Source organism: Methanomassiliicoccales archaeon (assembly GCA_014361295.1).
Classification (GTDB): Archaea; Thermoplasmatota; Thermoplasmata; order Methanomassiliicoccales; family JACIVX01; genus JACIVX01.
Map to the genome: position 1 here is coordinate 213,706 of JACIVX010000001.1, position 17,648 is coordinate 231,353.

General features: G+C 45.8%; 19 protein-coding genes. 11 read left to right on the forward strand and 8 right to left on the reverse strand.

Features of this window, described 5'->3' with window-relative positions; genetic code table 11:
- Positions 1–29: 29 nt before the first annotated feature.
- The 4 genes from H5T41_01025 to H5T41_01040 all read right to left on the reverse strand — a co-directional run bounded on the left by H5T41_01025 (position 30) and on the right by H5T41_01040 (position 2,599).
- Entirely contained in the window at positions 30–419 is a 390-nt protein-coding gene (locus tag H5T41_01025; protein MBC7107370.1) for a NifB/NifX family molybdenum-iron cluster-binding protein, read from the reverse strand.
- A gap of 59 nt (positions 420–478) precedes the next feature.
- Entirely contained in the window at positions 479–856 is a 378-nt protein-coding gene (locus H5T41_01030; GenBank protein ID MBC7107371.1) for a NifB/NifX family molybdenum-iron cluster-binding protein, read from the reverse strand.
- An 87-nt stretch (positions 857–943) separates the two neighbouring features.
- Entirely contained in the window at positions 944–1,813 is an 870-nt protein-coding gene (locus H5T41_01035; protein ID MBC7107372.1) for an Mrp/NBP35 family ATP-binding protein, read from the reverse strand.
- 153 nt (positions 1,814–1,966) lie between these two features.
- Positions 1,967–2,599 carry a helix-turn-helix domain-containing protein gene (locus tag H5T41_01040; protein ID MBC7107373.1) on the reverse strand — a complete coding sequence of 211 codons (633 nt, stop codon included), beginning with the start codon at positions 2,597–2,599 and terminating at the stop codon, positions 1,967–1,969.
- Positions 2,600–2,987: 388 nt separating this feature from the next.
- Here H5T41_01040 and H5T41_01045 point away from each other — a divergent pair, with 388 nt between their 5' ends.
- The 5 genes from H5T41_01045 to H5T41_01065 all read left to right on the forward strand — a co-directional run bounded on the left by H5T41_01045 (position 2,988) and on the right by H5T41_01065 (position 8,289).
- A complete protein-coding gene (locus H5T41_01045; GenBank protein ID MBC7107374.1) occupies positions 2,988–5,294 on the forward strand; it encodes a hypothetical protein in 2,307 nt (768 codons plus the stop codon).
- Positions 5,295–5,589: 295 nt separating this feature from the next.
- Positions 5,590–5,994, forward strand: a complete 405-nt coding sequence (locus H5T41_01050; GenBank protein MBC7107375.1) for a PRC-barrel domain-containing protein — start codon at positions 5,590–5,592, stop codon at positions 5,992–5,994.
- Between the two features lie 7 nt (positions 5,995–6,001).
- A complete protein-coding gene (locus H5T41_01055) occupies positions 6,002–6,277 on the forward strand; it encodes a hypothetical protein (protein MBC7107376.1) in 276 nt (91 codons plus the stop codon).
- A 63-nt stretch (positions 6,278–6,340) separates the two neighbouring features.
- Positions 6,341–7,264 (forward strand): ABC transporter ATP-binding protein, encoded by a 924-nt coding sequence (locus H5T41_01060; protein ID MBC7107377.1) that lies wholly within the window; start codon positions 6,341–6,343, stop codon positions 7,262–7,264.
- Entirely contained in the window at positions 7,168–8,289 is a 1,122-nt protein-coding gene (locus tag H5T41_01065; GenBank protein MBC7107378.1) for an ABC transporter permease, read from the forward strand. The genes H5T41_01060 and H5T41_01065 overlap by 97 nt, the downstream gene beginning before the upstream one ends.
- Before the next feature lie 322 nt (positions 8,290–8,611).
- Here H5T41_01065 and H5T41_01070 read toward each other — a convergent pair whose 3' ends face one another.
- Positions 8,612–9,709, reverse strand: a complete 1,098-nt coding sequence (locus H5T41_01070) for an ABC transporter permease (GenBank protein MBC7107379.1) — start codon at positions 9,707–9,709, stop codon at positions 8,612–8,614.
- Positions 9,699–10,634 carry an ABC transporter ATP-binding protein gene (locus tag H5T41_01075; GenBank protein ID MBC7107380.1) on the reverse strand — a complete coding sequence of 312 codons (936 nt, stop codon included), beginning with the start codon at positions 10,632–10,634 and terminating at the stop codon, positions 9,699–9,701. The genes H5T41_01070 and H5T41_01075 overlap by 11 nt, the downstream gene beginning before the upstream one ends.
- Positions 10,635–10,882: 248 nt before the next feature.
- Between H5T41_01075 and H5T41_01080 the strand changes: the two genes are divergently transcribed.
- The 4 genes from H5T41_01080 to H5T41_01095 all read left to right on the forward strand — a co-directional run bounded on the left by H5T41_01080 (position 10,883) and on the right by H5T41_01095 (position 14,326).
- Positions 10,883–12,589, forward strand: a complete 1,707-nt coding sequence (locus H5T41_01080) for an aldehyde ferredoxin oxidoreductase (GenBank protein MBC7107381.1) — start codon at positions 10,883–10,885, stop codon at positions 12,587–12,589.
- A 55-nt stretch (positions 12,590–12,644) separates the two neighbouring features.
- On the forward strand, positions 12,645–12,923 hold the full coding sequence (locus H5T41_01085) for a MoaD family protein (GenBank protein MBC7107382.1): 279 nt from the start codon (positions 12,645–12,647) through the stop codon (positions 12,921–12,923).
- A gap of 23 nt (positions 12,924–12,946) precedes the next feature.
- A complete protein-coding gene (locus H5T41_01090) occupies positions 12,947–13,225 on the forward strand; it encodes a MoaD/ThiS family protein (protein ID MBC7107383.1) in 279 nt (92 codons plus the stop codon).
- 399 nt (positions 13,226–13,624) lie between these two features.
- Positions 13,625–14,326, forward strand: a complete 702-nt coding sequence (locus H5T41_01095) for a HesA/MoeB/ThiF family protein (GenBank protein ID MBC7107384.1) — start codon at positions 13,625–13,627, stop codon at positions 14,324–14,326.
- A 37-nt stretch (positions 14,327–14,363) separates the two neighbouring features.
- On the opposite strand, the gene H5T41_01100 is transcribed toward H5T41_01095, so the two are convergent.
- Positions 14,364–15,089 carry a hypothetical protein gene (locus H5T41_01100; protein MBC7107385.1) on the reverse strand — a complete coding sequence of 242 codons (726 nt, stop codon included), beginning with the start codon at positions 15,087–15,089 and terminating at the stop codon, positions 14,364–14,366.
- 229 nt (positions 15,090–15,318) lie between these two features.
- Here H5T41_01100 and H5T41_01105 point away from each other — a divergent pair, with 229 nt between their 5' ends.
- Positions 15,319–15,690: a hypothetical protein gene (locus tag H5T41_01105; protein ID MBC7107386.1), complete on the forward strand. Its 372-nt coding sequence runs from the start codon at positions 15,319–15,321 to the stop codon at positions 15,688–15,690.
- Positions 15,691–15,724: 34 nt separating this feature from the next.
- Positions 15,725–16,246 carry a hypothetical protein gene (locus H5T41_01110; GenBank protein ID MBC7107387.1) on the forward strand — a complete coding sequence of 174 codons (522 nt, stop codon included), beginning with the start codon at positions 15,725–15,727 and terminating at the stop codon, positions 16,244–16,246.
- A gap of 402 nt (positions 16,247–16,648) precedes the next feature.
- Here H5T41_01110 and H5T41_01115 read toward each other — a convergent pair whose 3' ends face one another.
- On the reverse strand, positions 16,649–17,482 hold the full coding sequence (locus tag H5T41_01115; protein ID MBC7107388.1) for a hypothetical protein: 834 nt from the start codon (positions 17,480–17,482) through the stop codon (positions 16,649–16,651).
- Between the last annotated feature and the right edge of the window lie 166 nt (positions 17,483–17,648).

The window sequence follows — 17,648 nt, forward strand, 5'->3', positions numbered from 1 at the left end:
TTCAACATCTATTGGTCTTGTACTTGATCTCAGCATGAATGATATTCGGAATGTACATCATGGTGTTGGTGCTCCCTACATATGTCGTCCTCGCTTGCGATCGTCAGCTTTCCTTGTTTAAACATTGCCAAAGTCTCTTCAACCGTTCCGTGAGCACCTGTATAGACCCTGATTCCAAGTTTCTTGAACATCTCCAGCGCTCTCATACCCAGACCTGACACAAGGATTGCATCTGCACCTGCTTTCTTGATCAGCTCCGGTGGCAAACCTACACCGCCTCTGTGTTCGCTTGTGTTCTCGATGACCTTGATCTCATTAGTTTCTGTATCAATGATCGTGTAGGTTGGTACCTTACCAAAATGCTCTCCGACCATTTCACGCATCCCTCTATATCCCATTGTGGGAATACATATCTTCATGATTACACCTTCCTCCCAGATTTTTCTAAAGATTCTCAACAAATTCAATGAATTCTGTACTATCTTCTCCCCGCGCGCATTCCAGCGTGTGCTGCCGATGTTGGTCCTGAAGCCGTTTGGAGCTTATTTTCAATGAATTTTTTCACGGCATCCCTGACCTTGCCGCTTGCGCCTGTGTAGACTTTAATCCCGGCTGCTTGCAATACCTGGAAAGCGTTTGGACCGACGCTACCAGTGATTACCGCATCAACTCCGAGCTGCGAGACCTTCTGAGCGGCCTGAACTCCTGCACCTCCGCTCGCCGAGATGCCAGTGTTTTGCTCTGCTTTAAATTCAAGTGTAGCTGGATCAACTACAATAAAATATTCACACCTGCCGAATCTTGGATCTACATCGGATTCCAAATTGCTACCTGTTGCTGTCACGCATATCCTCATTCTTTCACCTCCTTCATCTTTTACAGATAATTTTCATGCTGATCAACGGATGAAAATGAACAAATGGGTGTACCGGTTTACCGTCTACTAGGATTTTGAACATGATTTTTCATCTCGAGTCTTCCTGATCACCTCGTCAATGATCGAATTGATCGCTTTTGACGTCTGTGAATCAGGCTTCGAGAGGATGATCGGTATTCCCCCGTCGCCAGATTCAACCGTGGAAACCTCGAACGGCACGCGGCCTAGGAAGGCTACGGCCATATCCGTCGCGAGTCGTTCCCCGCCTCCCTTCTTAAATAGAGCGATTTCCTTTCCGCAGTGAGGGCAGGTGAATCCGCTCATATTTTCGACGACACCGATGACTGGAAGGTTGAGTGCCTTCGCAAACGAGATCGATTTGGAAGCATCCAGAAGGGCGACGTCCTGCGGCGTTGTCACAATGATGACGCCGTCAGCATCTGGAATCATCTGAGCAATGCTCAGAGGTTCATCGCCAGTTCCAGGTGGCAGATCGATGATGAGATAATCAAGGGATCCCCAGTTCACTTCAGAAAGGAACTGTCGAATCGCTCCCATCTTCATGGGGCCTCTCCAGATAACAGCAGCGTCGCTTTTCGAGAGCAAGAACGCCATTGAAATGACTCGCACGTTCGGAGCCACAATTACTGGAAGGATATAAGATCCGTCATGCGTAAGAAGTGCGCGCTCGACCCCAAGCATCTTTGGCACGTTCGGGCCATGTATGTCTGCGTCGAGGATGCCGACTTCCATTCCTCTCATTGCGAGCCCGAAGGCGAGGTTAACCGCAATCGTGCTCTTTCCAACCCCTCCTTTTCCACTCATTACCATGATCTTGTGTTTAATCTTCTTCAGATTCTCAGTTAGTTTCACATCTTCTGCACTACGCTTCGAATTCTTTGTTTCGACTTTAATCTCTTGAGTTGTTGAACTCATCGTCATCGCCGTTACACTCCACACGGAATATCCATAAAGATATGATGACAGTTTTGCCGAATATGTCCGTCACAAAATCTCCTGGACTTGTTCTTTGATGCAAGAAGATTCATTTGTTGTCATAGATTACAAACCTTAGAATGAAAAAAGGTGTCACCTTCTCTTCCTGAAATACTCCTCCAGTATTGCCCTTTCTCCTCTCTGCAGAATCTCGCCAAGTGCCGAAGGGGAGATGTTGAGTTCTTTTGCAAGATCTCTAATCGTCGTTTTCTTAGGGCAATCATAGTAACCTCTTTCAAAGGCTAGTCTGAGAACCTCCTCCTGGCGTCTCGTCAACATACTCGTGCCCTCAACTTTCGTGACGCTTTTGATCTCAATCTGGCATCCGACGGACCTCAGATCGCGTACGAGTGAAGCCAGCGATTTCTTTCTCCCAGTGACAACTCTCCATAGAACTTTTCCGTTTCCGATGCTTGTGGCTGATCGTAAGAAGCATTCGGATCGCGACAACGCCTCGCACGCGACGCATTTGTTTGTGATGATATATCCTGATGCCTTACCATCGTTGCGAAATGAGATTTCTGCTCTGCATACGGCGGGGTGCGTCTTGATCTCTCTAATAATTAATTCCATCGTTGTCTTATCCCCACCCATCTCGACAAGACCCCTCCCGCCTTTTTTCCCGAAGGGCATGCACTCGACGAACTCGATTTTTGCAGAGTATTTTTTCAATATATCGGTTACCCAGCTTTCTGGAATTAAGATCGAAAGTAATGCCTCAATCATATTGAACGACCATCTCAACTCCTTTTAGATTTACAATCAACATCAATTCTGTGTGGTTTTCCGTGCATCATCGTACGCTTTCGGTAATCGTATTCTATGATTAATTATAAGACGATGATGCTGAAGGGTACCATTCGTTTATTCAATTGAACGACAAACAGTTAGCGCCATCCTATTATTATGCTATATTTCCCCCTTTTTCTCATCTTGTTGAAATCCATGGGTGCTTGTTTTGAGTTATAAACCTCAATGATCATTCTCAGGATATGCCACTCTTGTGGTATATTTCTCATCCGTATCAATTTGAGAGATCCAGATTTTCAGAACTCAAAATTATTCAAAATCATTTTAAGTCGCCTGGTCCATTGCGATGTGTAGGAGGATACACATGCGGGGAAAGGCCATCACGGCCATGATCGCTATCATTCTCATCTTAACATGTTTTCCTTTTGTTCCGATCATGCAACAAGCGGAGGGGCTCGCTTTCTCAAGAAATATTCCTGTTGATAACAGCACCACTTATGGCAACCAGGCATTTCCAAGGATTGTAACGGATTTGGGGGGCAATATTTCGGTCGTTTGGGCAGAAGGCACAACTCATTTTGATCGTATCTTCTATGCAAGGTCGGAAAATTCAGGATATGATTTCTTAGCCAAAGTGAGAGTCGATGACGCAGGGGAATCCTCAGGGTATCGTTCCTCTCCGTCAATCGCCGTAAATGAAACAGGGTCGATCTTCGTCGTGTGGGAAGATGCGAGAAATGATGATGTCCCGTCAATTTTTTTCTCTAAATCCGATGACGGCGGGAGGAGTTTTTCGACCAATATCCAAATCAGTGCTCCTGGTACTTATGCCACTGAACCAGATATTGCAATCGCAAACAACACGATCTTCGTAGTGTGGTCGCAGAATGTGACTATCGGCTCGGCTGACTATACCAAAATTTTTCTGACGAGGTCGCTTGATTGGGGAATGACTTTTGAAACGCCAAGGCGAATTGATGATACTGCGACTGGCGAATCGTTGTTGAATGCGCCTAGAATCGACGCCTTTGAGCGTAAATTGATCGTCGTCTGGCAAGACGCAAGAAACGATTCTCTTTATGACATATATGGCGCCATTTCTAATGACAGCGGGGTCACATTTTCGGCAAATGTAAAAATCAGTGATGGTCCAAATTACGTCAAGCAAACATCGCCTGATGTCTGTTTTCTCCCAGACGGTAATCCTGTTGTCGTGTGGGAGGATTATCGAACGGGTACTTCGGTGATTCGCGTATCAAGTTCCGCTGACGGTGGCAATACTTTTTCGTATTCGAGAGTTGCGAGCGATGGCGGCGTCAGCGTCGACCCTTGCGTCGCCTCTGACAACGGTGGAAATATATCGGTTGTTTACAAACTTCAGACGCTAACTACGAATGAAATCAGGTATGTAATATCAAGAAATGGTGGAATAACATTTTCACCGAGTATTAAGGTTGATGATGCGACGACCAGTAGTAAGCGTCAGAATCCTGATATCGCGATCGGTGAGGGAAGAGCGCCGCTCATTGTTTTTGAGGATAGAAGAACGACGCCGCAGCGTGTCATGTTTACGAGAATGATCAACATACCACCTATGTGCACGATTGACCGACCTGTTTCAGGATCAATCGTCCAGGGACTTATTGTGATCTCTGGACACGCATCTGATCCAGATGGAAATGATACACTAGTCGGTGTGCAAGTTCGTGTCAGGAGCATTGACTTCAATGAGGAAACAGACTGGATGAATGCCAGTGGTCTCACTGAATGGACTTTTGACTTCAATACTACGGTTTTCTTTAACGGCGAATATGTGATTGAGGCGAGGGCATTCGATGGTGATTCTTATTCTGAGTTTACTTCAGTCAATATCTCTATCGAAAATCCGGTCGAGCTATTTCCGGATCTCATCGTTACCCCTTCGAATATCACTTTTTCCCCAGAAATTTTTGAAGCTGGAGATTTCGTAAACATCGTTGTCAACGTGGGAAATATCGGCAACGTCAACGCGACTGATGTCGAGGTGAAGGCTTTCCGCGGTACATCACAGATCGGATCGCTGAAAACGATTGAATTTTTACCCGTAAATGGTTCGTCCACCGTGATCTTTGTGTGGCAAGCGATTCAAGGTATTCATACAATTAGAATTCTGATCGATCCAGATGATAAAATCAAGGAACTTAATGAATCGAATAACTTCGCGTCAGTCGAAATTTCAGTTCCTTCGTCATCCTTTTTCATGCCTGATCTTGCTGTCGTGCCTGGGAGTATCAATCTGTCACCAAATGAGATCAAGGATGGGGACGAGGTCATTATAACTGCAACGATCACAAATGCTGGAACCGAAGATGCGGTCAATGTTCTTGTCACTTTTGCCATCGACGGTTCTCCAATGACACAGCAGAAATTCATTAGCTATCTGTCAATCAACGGTACTGACAATGCCTCGATAACATGGATCGCGACAAAAGGAACTCACACGATCACAGTAACAGTAGATCCTTCGAATCTCATCGATGAGCTCAATGAGACGAATAATGATGCATCGATTAGCGTCACAGTTCAATCGATTGGCGAGTTTCCTTTATGGATTGTTGTTATTCCAATGATACTGATAGTTGCTGGCGCAACCTTAATCATTTACGTCATGCGCTGGAGACGACCGAAGTGAACACTGATCAACTCGACTCAGAGTGGCTATCGGAGGTCCACTGCATAATTTCCTTAATCTTTTCTTTCAATTCTAGGAAATCCTGAATCTTTTTCAAATCTTTCATCAAGTTGAGGGTAGCAATATCTATCCTAATTCCATCTTCGAAATATATGGTTTCAAGATTCGTCCGCAATAACCATTTTTCGATGCAACCCCAGACTCGGCTGGAAAATTCACTTCATGCAAACAATTGCTGAGGTCCAAAGGGGAAAAATGTTTAACCGTTGACATGTGTAATCTTCTCGGGGTTATCATGTTAAAAATGGAGGATATTATCGGCCTGGAGATTGTAAGTTCAGATGCGCGGATCGTCGGCATGGTTGAGGGCGTTGCCCTTGATGTTGAAAACTGGGTAATACCGGCGTTGCGAATCGGGGTGAAAAAAGGACTTGAGGAAACGATTGGGGTGAAGAAGCCACTGTTCTCGACGGCAAAGATTCTTGTGAAAACAGACAGCGTTGATTCTGTTTCAGATACTATAACGCTGAAAATTCCTCTTTCCGAAGTGAAGAATGTTGTGGTCGAAGAAGGAGCAGTTCTAATGACCGCGGCAGACATCGTCGGGAAAAGGGTCATTTGTAGGAAAGCGAGACAAATTGGTTTTGCTGAGAACATTATTTTTACGCCGGAAAAAAAACTGGAAAGCGTCATTTATTGAGGTCAGATTGGACAAGGACGCGATCGATCTGCTCAATGTCAAAAAGCCTCTGCTGACAACACCACTTATCAAGATTCAAACAGATGACATCAAGACCATCGGAGATATGATCATGCTGAAGATCGACGCTGATGAACTGAGAGATTTTCTCGAAAAGAAGCCTCACGAAAAGGGCGTTGATGTGAAGAAAACTCAGACAACGGCAAAGGAAGCGCCAGAAACCGGGATGACATCAACCGAAAAACGAGGTACCGAGACACCGGAATACAGGCCAAGGCTTTAATCTTGCTATTCTTATTCACTTTTCGTTGCACTTACAATATCCAGCGTTGTGGCGGTGAAGTATCTGATTGAAGCAGTTGGCCTTACGAGAAGTTTTGGCAATATCACAGCCGTCGAGGATCTCAATTTAGTTGTCAAAGATGGCGAGGTATTTGGGTTCATTGGACCGAATGGTGCGGGCAAGACGACGACAGTAAGAATGCTCTGCTGCCTGATCGCTCCTACCGCTGGTACAGCTTATATTAATGGCCTGGATATTACAAATCCTGATGATGCGATCAAAATACGTGGCATGATCGGCCTTCTGCCTGAGAGCCCAGGACTCTACGAATCGTTGAGTGCGTATCGCAACCTGGATTTTTTTGCGCAATTATATGGCGTGCCGAAGGGGGAACGGGAGCAAAGGATCAAAGATCTTCTGACGAAGCTTGATGTCTGGGACAGGCGAGATGATCCAGTCGCGAAGTTTTCAAAAGGAATGAAACAGAAGATCGCAATTGCGAGAGCACTCGTTCATGAACCGGATTTCCTTTTCCTTGATGAACCGACCTCTGGACTTGATCCCCAGGCTGCCATCACCGTGCGTAATTACCTCCTCGATTTGAAAAAGGAAGGTCGGACAATTTTCCTCAATACGCACAATCTTGACGATGCGCAGAGAATCTGTGATCGTGTCGGCATCATACAGCGCCGGATCCTTGCAGTTGGATCCGCAGATGATCTCGCCCGCAAATTCTGGGGAAGGACGACACTTGTCAAATTGAGGAAAATCACACCAGAGATGATCGCTGCAGTCAACGCTCTTCCATTTGTACGATCAGTGCATGAAAATGAGAACACAATCGCAATCGATGTTGAAAATCCTGAGGATGATAATCCTCTGATTATCCGATCGCTGATCAACGCTGGCGGAGAAGTCGAATTTGTCGAGGAATTGAGACGGGGTCTCGAAGAGATCTATCTCAGGCTCGTGGGGGGGATACGCTGAGGCTAGATAAGGTTTGGATCGTTGCGAGAAAGGATCTCGCTGAGTTCAAAACTAATAAGTATATCATTTTCAGCCTCATCGCCATGCCCCTCGTTATGGCATTCGTCATGCCAGTCGTCTATCTGGTTCCGGTGACAATGTTTGCAGAGCCCACGGACGAAAAACCACTCGATCTCACAATCAACATCTCCGCGACTATTGTAGGTGGGAATATCACTGAAGTCTCGATAAAGGACTTGAGATTGATTGGTGTGAATTTGACAAATTCGGTCGCGACAGGATGCATAATTGAAGGGTGCGATGTGTCAAAATCAGTTGTCTTTGATTCTTTTATCGTCGAATCGAGAATCAATAGCACTCTCGTGGTTCATAGCAATCTGGAAAATACCACGAGGATCGACTCTGTGCTCGATCGTTGTGTCGTGATTGGAGAGGTGAATGAGGCGGAGAAGTTCCTGAAGGTCTTCATTGACTCATTACTCATGTTTTTCATTCTCATTCCCGCCGTGATACCGACGGTCATCGCCTCCTACAGCTTTGTCGGCGAAAAGATCAACAAGAGTCTTGAACCTTTACTTGCGACCCCTACAACCGATACGGAACTCCTCGCTGGTAAGTCGATCTCCATTTTCCTCCCGACGATGCTCGTGACCTGGGCGAGCCTCGTGCCGTTCGTGATTCTCGTCGATGTCATCGTGCAACCTGTCATCGGCTACTATCCTCTTCCGAATCTTATTTGGCTCGTTGGAGTCTTCATCCTCGCGCCACTTTTCTGCATTCTCAGCATTCTGATCAATATGCTAATTTCGTCAAAAGTCAGCGATGTGAGGGCTTCCCAACAGATAGGAGGGCTCGTCGTTTTACCAGTCGTTGCCTTTTTCATTATTGCGATAGCAGGCCTCGTGACGCTCGATTTCGTTTTGATGACAGCGTTCATACTCTTAACGGCGGCTATTGATGTCGTCGTTTTTTATGTAAGTTTGAAGGTCTTCCGTCGCGAGGAAATTCTCGTCAGATGGAAGTGAATAATCTCAATCATTCAATTTATTTAATGGATTAAAAATTCGATTGGGAATTGTAATTCTTGGATGCGAGAACAGTTCATTTTGATGCAACCAGCCGCGTTAAAATACACATACGAATCGCCTTTTTCCAATAATTCAATGTATCGAGCCTTTCGTACTCTCGATTTGTTCATTTTATTGATGGAAAAGACTCTATGAAAATTCGTGATGGAACATGGGGATGCCAGCGAAAAGATGAGATGCTGGTATACCTGAATGATGCCAAATAGGTTAAGAAGCATGAAAAAAGAAAGAGGAGACAAAAACGCTTTCTATTTCACGATTATTCAACTTTCCATCTCGATACGGCGACACCGATCACAAAGAAAATCGTTGCAAGAATGACGACGACGATCAGACTATTCGTCGCTCCTACTGCATTGTCATAGACCATTGCATCTCTGAGACCATTGTTGACATATGTCAGCGGTAACACCTGTGCGACCGCTCTGAGATATCCAGGCATCATTTCGAGGGGGAAGAATGTTCCCGAAAGAAACATCATTGGAAATGTGATAGCATTGGCCGCTGTGCCGGCTGTTTCTGGCTCCTTGATGAACCTTGCAAGGATCATTCCCATTGATGAAAACAGAGCACTCGAAGAGATAATGATGAGGACGGCGACAGGATCAAGGGTCAGCTTGACATCGTAAAGCGCTATTCCAACAACGAGAATCGCGACAATGGAAATGAAGACAACGATCAGCTGCCAAAGTATCTGCGTAGCGAGCCATTCCATTCGTGTCAGCGGCGTCGTCATGAGCTTCTTGAAAATCCCATTCTCCCTGTATCTTGATTGAATATCGACTGTCCAGAAAATCGTCGTTGTCATCGTTGTCAATGCGATGATCCCTGGCAAAAAGAAGTCAATAAAGTTGAATTGCTCTGAAGCGATCTCTGTGCGCTGAAGTGTGATGATTTCTCCGCCTTGCGCTATCGCGAGGTTAAAATGGTTGCTCACAGAAACGACGATCGTCGTGATCACATTGGCGGAGGTGCTCGTCGGATCGATCATCAATTTTAGCTGAGTTGTATTATTTGTCGCGCCTGGGATGAACGCGGAATCGAAGTTCGAGGGAATGATAAGCACCGCAGTTGGGCTATTGTCTCTGATGTACTCAGAAATGTTGACATTCTTTCCGACATTGATCACATTGATCGATCCACTTCGGTTGAGAGCTTCGATAAAGTTGTGTGACATCTGAGAATTCGAAAGATCTTGGACATGAAGGTTGTATTTTCCATCATTGCCGCCGCTAAAAATCGCTCCGAAAATGAGTATCAGGATCACAGGGAATGCGATCGTCCAGAAAACTGATGATTTGCTGCGATAAAACATTCTCACCGAACTGATTAAGGTCGATATGATCCTATTTGGCATTCTCTACGTCACCTCCTTCGGCGAGCTTTCTTCCAGTTAATCTGAGAAAGACATCCTCGAGTGTCGGTCTCGTGAGCTGTATTTGCTCGTAATTACCGCCGCTTCTGTCGAGCGCGTAAATGATCTCTACAAGGCTACTTTTGTCCTTGAGAGGAATAATGCAGTTGCCATTCTTGATTTCGTGATCTGGCCATTGCTTTTCTAGCACATTACGACATCTTTCATCGGCGTTTGTAATAATACAACGGCTTCCTGATCCATATCTATCAATAATCTCCCGTGGAGAACCCAACGCAAGAAATCGTCCGTGATCGATGATTCCGACGCGATCTGAAAGAATCTCTGCTTCTTCCATGTAATGTGTCGTCAGAATCACCGTTTTCCCCTTCTTCTTGAGCCCTTCAATGACTTTCCAGACCTCTCTCCTCGCGTTCGGATCGAGGCCCGTTGTCGGCTCATCCAGAAAAATAATCTCCGGATCGTTGACCATGGCAATTGCCACGCCGACTCTTTGCTTTAACCCGCCGGAAAGATTCTTGAAGTATTCATTTGCTTTTTCTTCAAGATCCATCGCTTTGATCAAATCCATAGGATCAAGCATGCGTTCGTACATGCTTCCGAAAAATTCGATATTCTCCCTAACCGTGAGAAGGTCAAAAGCGTTGAAATCCTGCGGAAGTACTCCGATCTTGTACTTAATCTCTCTTGCCTTCTTCGTGACATCCAGACCAAGCACCCTCGCTTCTCCAGACGTCATTGATCTGAGGCATTCGAGTATTTCGACAATTGTTGTTTTCCCTGCACCGTTTGGACCGAGTAAAGAAAAAATCTCTCCTTTCTCGACGTAAAAGGAAATATTGTCAACAGCGGTCAGGTTGCCGTATTTCTTTGTCAGATCATTGACCTCGATAACTATTTCTGTTATTCGATCACCCGTCTGTTGGAGAACTGCAACGATATCCAGTATAAGAAACTTATTGGTGCGCTACGATTTTCGCAGATCATATATCTCTTCACAAAGAAAGAGGATAGATCGAAATGCTTCATTGAACATATCCAGACGATTACGCCTTGTCGAATAATTTACTATGACATTCGTAAGCTTTTTTAATACGAAAAGACTAGTTGTATTCTAGGGGGTGATGATTTACGTCCAAAATATTGAGAGTGGACATGACCGAACTGAAGGCCAAATACGAGGACGTTCCAGAGAAATGGAAGAACCTTGGCGGCCGTGGACTCACTTCGACAATTGTGGCTGAAGAGGTGCCTCCGACCTGCCATCCGCTGGGACCTAACAACAAAGTGGTCTTCGCTCCGGGAATTGTGACAGGCACGAGTGCTCCGACATCCGGGCGAATTTCCGTTGGTGGTAAATCGCCGCTGACTGGGGGTATCAAAGAAGCAAACGCAGGTACCAATTTCGCGCAAAAATTGGCAAAACTTGGAATCAAGGCATTGATCGTTCAAGGTCAGAGTAAAGACAAGTATTATCTCTTGAAGATCACAAAGGACAAAGTCGAATTCTTCGATGCCAAGCCATGGGTTGGCAAGGGTCTTTACGAAGTTTATCCGCAATTGAGGGAGAACTTCGGGAAGGACGTCGCGATTTGCGCGACTGGGATCGCAGGAGAGCTCGGAGGCGCTGGAGCTGGCGTCGCATTTAATGACATCGATGGATTGCCAAGCAGATATGCAGGTCGAGGTGGCCTCGGCGCGGTAATGGCAACGCGAGGGCTGAAATTCATCGTTGTGGACGATGAGGGTGCACCTGGTGTCGAAATAAAGAACAAAGATCTGTTTAAGGAAGGAACAAAGAAGCTGACTGCTGCGCTCCAGAAGCACGACATCACAAAGCCTGGAGGAACGCTGAACAGCTATGGGACCGATGCATTGATCAATGTGATCAACGAGGCTGGTGCTCTCCCGCACAGGAATTTCTCCGCGGGCTACGATGAGCTTGCGCCGCTTGTTTCGGGAGAAAAGAAAGCTGAAATCATTAAGAAAAGGGGCGGTGAGAGACCGCATGTGTGCAGCCCCGGTTGTATTATCCAATGCTCAGAAGTCTGGGTCAAAGAAGGCGGCAAGGACCCGGTCGGCGTTCTCGAATACGAATCCGTTTGGGCACTCGGTCCGAACTGCGGCATTTACAATCTCGACGATGTCGGCGAGTTGAACCGCGCGTGTAACGATCTCGGTCTCGATACGATTGAAATGGGTGGGACGATCGGAGTCGCGATGGAAGGAGGTATCGTGAAGTTCGGCGACGGCAAGGGCGCTCTGTGCCTGCTTGAAGAGGTAAGGAAGAAATCGCCGCTGGGCCGTATCATCGCGAACGGAACAGAGTTCACCGGCAAGGCGTTCGGCGTTACGAGGATTCCGACGGTCAAGGGACAGAGCATACCGGCATATGACCCGCGCCCCATTAAAGGAATCGGCGTCACCTACGCGACAACGCCGATGGGTGCAGACCACACGGCGGGATACGCAATCGCGCCAGAGATCCTCGGCGTCGGCGGAAAGGCGGATCCGATGGACACGAAGAAGGCTGATCTCTCGAGGGCACTGCAACAGAGCACCGCGTTCATCGACTCGAGCGGCTATTGTCTCTTTACTGCGTTCGCCATCATGGACATACCTGAGGGATTCGAGGGCATGGTCGAGTCGTGTAACGGCGTGCTAGGAACAAACTGGACAGTCGACGATGCGGTGAAGCTCGGTGCGAAGATTCTTGAAACCGAAAGAAAGTTCAACAAGGCCGCAGGTCTGACGAGAGCGCACGACAGACTGCCGGAATTCATGAGAATCGAACCGCTGCCGCCGAAAAACGTCGTTTACGATGTTCCAGAAGCAGAACTTGATCGAGTCTATCCTGAGTGAGTCAATAGTTAATCCGAAACCCTTTTCTCTTTTCTCTTCTCTTTCTTTATTTGAAATGAGTATCAGGGTGAAACTTTTCGCGACACTTCAGGAGATTGCGGGCATCAATGAAATCTATATTGAGGCAGACGATGTCATGGATGTGCTTGAACAACTCGTTTCAAAATTCGGAAAGCTGAAAGACGAAATTTTCGAAGATTACGAAAGAAGAAAGGTTAGGCCAAGAGTTAAAGTCATGGTCAACGGTTATAATATTGATCATCTCAAGGGATTTGAGACACGCCTGGTCGATGGGGACAGAGTTGCTGTATTCCCCGTTCTCGCTGGTGGATGATAATTGGAAAGGGTGTTTGAAACATGAGTATTAAAGTAAGGCTCTATGGTAGACTGAAGACAAAGGCGCCTGCCACAGATCCGACGGGACAGGTAGGAATTGCGGAGTTAGACGGTTCAAGAGTGAAAAGTATTGCCGATATTCTAGAGGTACTTGATTTGAAACCCGAGGAAACGAGCCATTTGTTCTTGAATAACGATTACTCGGCGCTAGAAAGACGCGTTAATGACGGCGACATCGTCGCAATATTCCCAAGAGATATGGCTCTTCTGTATCGCTGGTACTTCAGTAGGCAAGCTTAAGGATATGACTCCATCTCGATGATTCCAAAGAAACTCGCAATTGGAATCGGTTGAATGCAATAATTTCATTATTCCTGACGATCGACACTAGTTTTTCCTTCCTGAAGGAAACACTCAGTGAAACAAAGGCACATTTTGTCGCAGTATTGCCATAAGACTTAGAGTTGTAGTCTATTAAGAAAGAAAATCATCCTGAGTTGAAAATCTTTAATTCTGATCGGATGTATTCTCTCTTGAAGAGGTAACAATTGTGTATGTTCGTATTAGTGTCCAAATGAAATACCTTGGTAGCATTGGTCACGCTGTATTCATTGATTACAAAGCATACCCGCAGAGGAGGTTATCGGATTGAGAGATGGTAAATTTTCGAATCGTGAAATTGAGAGGTATTCAAGACAGATGATGATCGAGGGCTTCGGCGAGGGTGGCCAGAGAAAACTCGAGAATGCGACGGTTGGAGTCATGGGTCAGGGAGGTCTTGGCTCTCCCGTTTCGATATATCTCGCAGTTGCAGGCGTTGGCAGGCTCGTCATCGTTGATTACCAATCGCCAGAGATTTCAAATCTCAACCGACAGATCCTTCACTGGGAAGAAGACGTGGAAAAAGGGATTTCAAAAGTCGAATCTGCAGCTTGGAAAATGAGAAAAATCAACTCAGATATAGAAATCATCCCGAAAAAGGTCAAAGTTACGGAGGAAAATATCGGTGAAGTCTTCGCGGGAGTTGACATCATCGTCGATTGTCTTGACGACTTCACGCCGCGCTACATGCTCAATGATTTCTGTGTGAAGAACAGAATTCCTTTTGTTCATGCAGCCGTTGAGGGATTTCACGGTCAGATGACGACGATCGTGCCAGGAGAAACGCCCTGCCTTCGATGCCTCTTTCCGACGCCACCGCCTAAGAAACCGACCTTTCCGATCATTGGCGTGACCGCAGGGGCGTTTGGAATTCTCGAAGCTGCTGAGGTGATTAAGATGTTAACGGGATTGGGAAATCCACTTAAATCAAAACTCCTGATTGGTGATCTATTGTATCAATTCTGGGAAACGATCGAAGTCTGCCGTGCGAGTTCGTGCGCCGTCTGCAGTCATCTGTGATGACCGCATCAGTGGACTTTCTCAAGATGAATTCCCGTCAGACGAAGTAGAGGCGTGTGTTGTACTTGAGGCTCGTTTTTGAAGCAGCCTCAAGTCTTTCGAGTACCCCTCCGTATCGGCGGACAGCTATCTTTCCTTCATTTGGGAGCTTCTCCCTCAAAACTGAAATTTCTTTGATAAGCTGTTCGATCTCCTCTTTTTCTAATTTCTTACCTTCTTTGACAAGCTTTGGAATATTTGCAATAATTTGGCAGCCATACTTACGGGCGATGTCAGGAAGCATGCTATTATCAGGTCCAAAGGTTCCGATGCACCCGCGTCCGCTGTCCCACGAAAGTGGACACCGGCCGCATGTTTCGTTGAGCTCATCAAATCCGAGCATATCCCACTCAGTCAATCTGTTTTCAGGGGCCGCTTCGGATAGAATGTTCTTCTTGAGATCCTCAGGAACTCTTCCGACATTTATCCATCCAGTGTATTTTTTGAAAGCAGCGGCGACAAGTCTTTTAACATCCGCTTCATTCTTCACTTTCGAGATGTAGATCTCGTTTGCATCCTCAGTGATTCTGTTTCTCCTAAGAAAATTCTCCCAGTCCTTTTCGAAAATCCTCTTCGCGTCTTCGAATGTTACCACATCGTCATATTCAGCATATTCCTCCAGGCCCTTGACCGAATTGAGATAGACCTTGATAATCGAATTTTTCGCTCTCTTGCACAGCGCTTCATCGCTATCAAGCTCATAAATCGCAATGCTGATACTCATCGAATTGCCTCGCTCTTCGGCGCGTAGCGCCGTTTACGTATTTATCAATTCTCCACTTACCGCAGTGCATAGATTAACGCATTTATAGAGCCGCCAAAAAATGAAATCTCTTTGCAGTTGTCCGCAATTTGGAGCTATTATTGAAAAAAGATTATAAAAACCGAATGATTCTTTTTTTGTGATTATCTGAATTTGTCAAGTTCATGAAATTTGAAGGTTGCGATAAATCATGGATATGAAACGGGTTTCAACAGGCATCAAAGGTCTTGACAGATTGATTGGCGGATATCCAAAGGGGAGGAGCGTTCTCATTACGGGAAAAGCAGAGGGGATGGAAGAACAGTTCTTGTCTTGCATTTCGTTAATCGATGCTGCGCCAATGGTGAAAAGACGGCATACATCGGAATCGATGAATGCAAGGAGGATGTTTTTTGAGCAGGCGTCGCAGTTCGGGTGGAATTTCGCTTCTTATGAATCAAGTGGTTATCTCAAATTCTGTGCGATTCTCAAAGAGAGAATGGTGGGGGAGAAATATCAATTCGAGTATATCAGCGATCGTGGTTTCGCAGGTCTCATCGATCTTTTAGAACCTGGCACGTAGAATCTCGTGATCGATAACCTCGGTATACTGGCGCTTGACATGGGGGATCTCTCAGTTCAGGCAACAGATTAGTTACCTTATTTATTCGCTGAATAAACGTCACTGCATATCCCTTCTCATCTCTGATGAAACGACATTGGCGAGGTTTAGGGAGGTGGTATCGTATTCTGTCGACGGTGTGATCCGTCTTTTCCGTAGAGATAATCCCTATACAGATCAGAGAGAAAGAGCGCTTGAAATCATCAAAATGAAACGTATACCTGTTCCGATCGATTATGTGACATTTGAAATTGGAAAAAAGGTATCAGAATTCTGGAATGATGCGTCGCAGGAATGCGCGGTGTACATGATTTTCTTGCAATCTCACTCCTTTTTCGTTTCCTCAACGGCTTTTTTCTCAAGGCTAGCTTCAGAAGTCAACTGTTCAGACTCGTCTTGCGATTTCTCCGTTGTTCTTTTCTCTTCACCTTTTCTTTTGTCGTTCTGCCCTTTCTCTTTCTCCTTCAATCCTCCAGATAGATACTCATTTCGATATGAGAGGTACTCACCGGCATAATACACGCCACCAAGCTCGGCAACGAGGATGAATAGCAGGACAAGCAACGAGTAATCAACAGTCATTGTGACCTGTTCCACATTGAGTTCAAAGATTCCTCCCTGCAGGACGAACCAGATCCACAGGCAGACGAGTGCTGTCGTGATGAGGGCAAATACCAGTCTTGATTGAGAACCTTTCGGGTAAAAGCCCTTGAAAAAGCTGATGACGATGAGCGGGATGCCAAAAATCAAGATCGCGTTTCTTACCGCCTCAAGATAATCGCCGATTAATTCACCAGCGAGCGATGCAATAATCGTAATGATGATGATCGGGACGATCACGTATTTCAGCGCTGCTGCAATTGAAGCGAGGGCACCCTTCCAAGTTTTCCCTATCTTGAACGAGAAATCACCCATTTCCTCACCCCTGTGAACCTGGTGGCATCCAGACATATTCGTAAGTTTCAGCAGCGCTTGCGCCCTTGAATTCGAGAACGAATAAGATCGTCAGTGATTCTGAATGATCTCTGAGCCAATTGGCGGCACTACCGTCGATCGTAAGGGCAAGTACGTCATTGAAAGGTTGCGCCAGCGTGATAATTTTCTGTGCACTCCCAATCTCCGCCGTCGCGTTGCTAATGACACATCGGACCGTCATCTGCTTCCCCACGAGCATATCAGCCGCGTAGATGTGATACGGGAGATTGATTGTCAAGTAAGAATCGTTGACCTCATAGTTGACCGAAGAAAGATCCATTTCAAACTCATTGATCATCGGCTCCCATTCCATCGTGTTGTTGATCCCGATCTCCAGCTTCAAAAGTTTCATCATGTAAAACGTCTCAATGTTCACAACGAAATCATAGGATCCGCTTTCAAAGACGATTTTCTTCAATTCCGAAGGGTCGATGCTGTTGAGATCGATGACAAAGCTGACATTGAGTGTCGTTGTCCTGCCGGCGCTAATATCGACTGGCTCCGATTGACCTTCAATAACAATATCGCCAGTTTCGTTCATAAACTTGTAGGAGATCGTGAAGTCTTCGATATTGTAGAAGCCACCATTGTAGATCTCAACAGGTGTTGTAAGGGTCAGGACATCTCCTTCAATACTCCAAGTGCCTTCCTCATCTTCTGGAAGTTGAACATCTAATCCGCCGATGGCAAGAGGTACAATGCTGAGGATAATGATCGTGGCAATCAAGAGACTAATGGCAACAATCACCAATCTGATTCCTATGAGTCCCCATCGCATTAATGATGCTATCACTATTCGCCATTAAATTATTTTTCATCAGTTGAAATTTGTCTGCCACTTTAGCCTTATCATATATTGTGGCATTTTCTAATGAATGGCACTCCCTTGTTAACCGCTACAGTATCCAAGCGATTATAAATTCAACAACAACCAGTATGAGCTT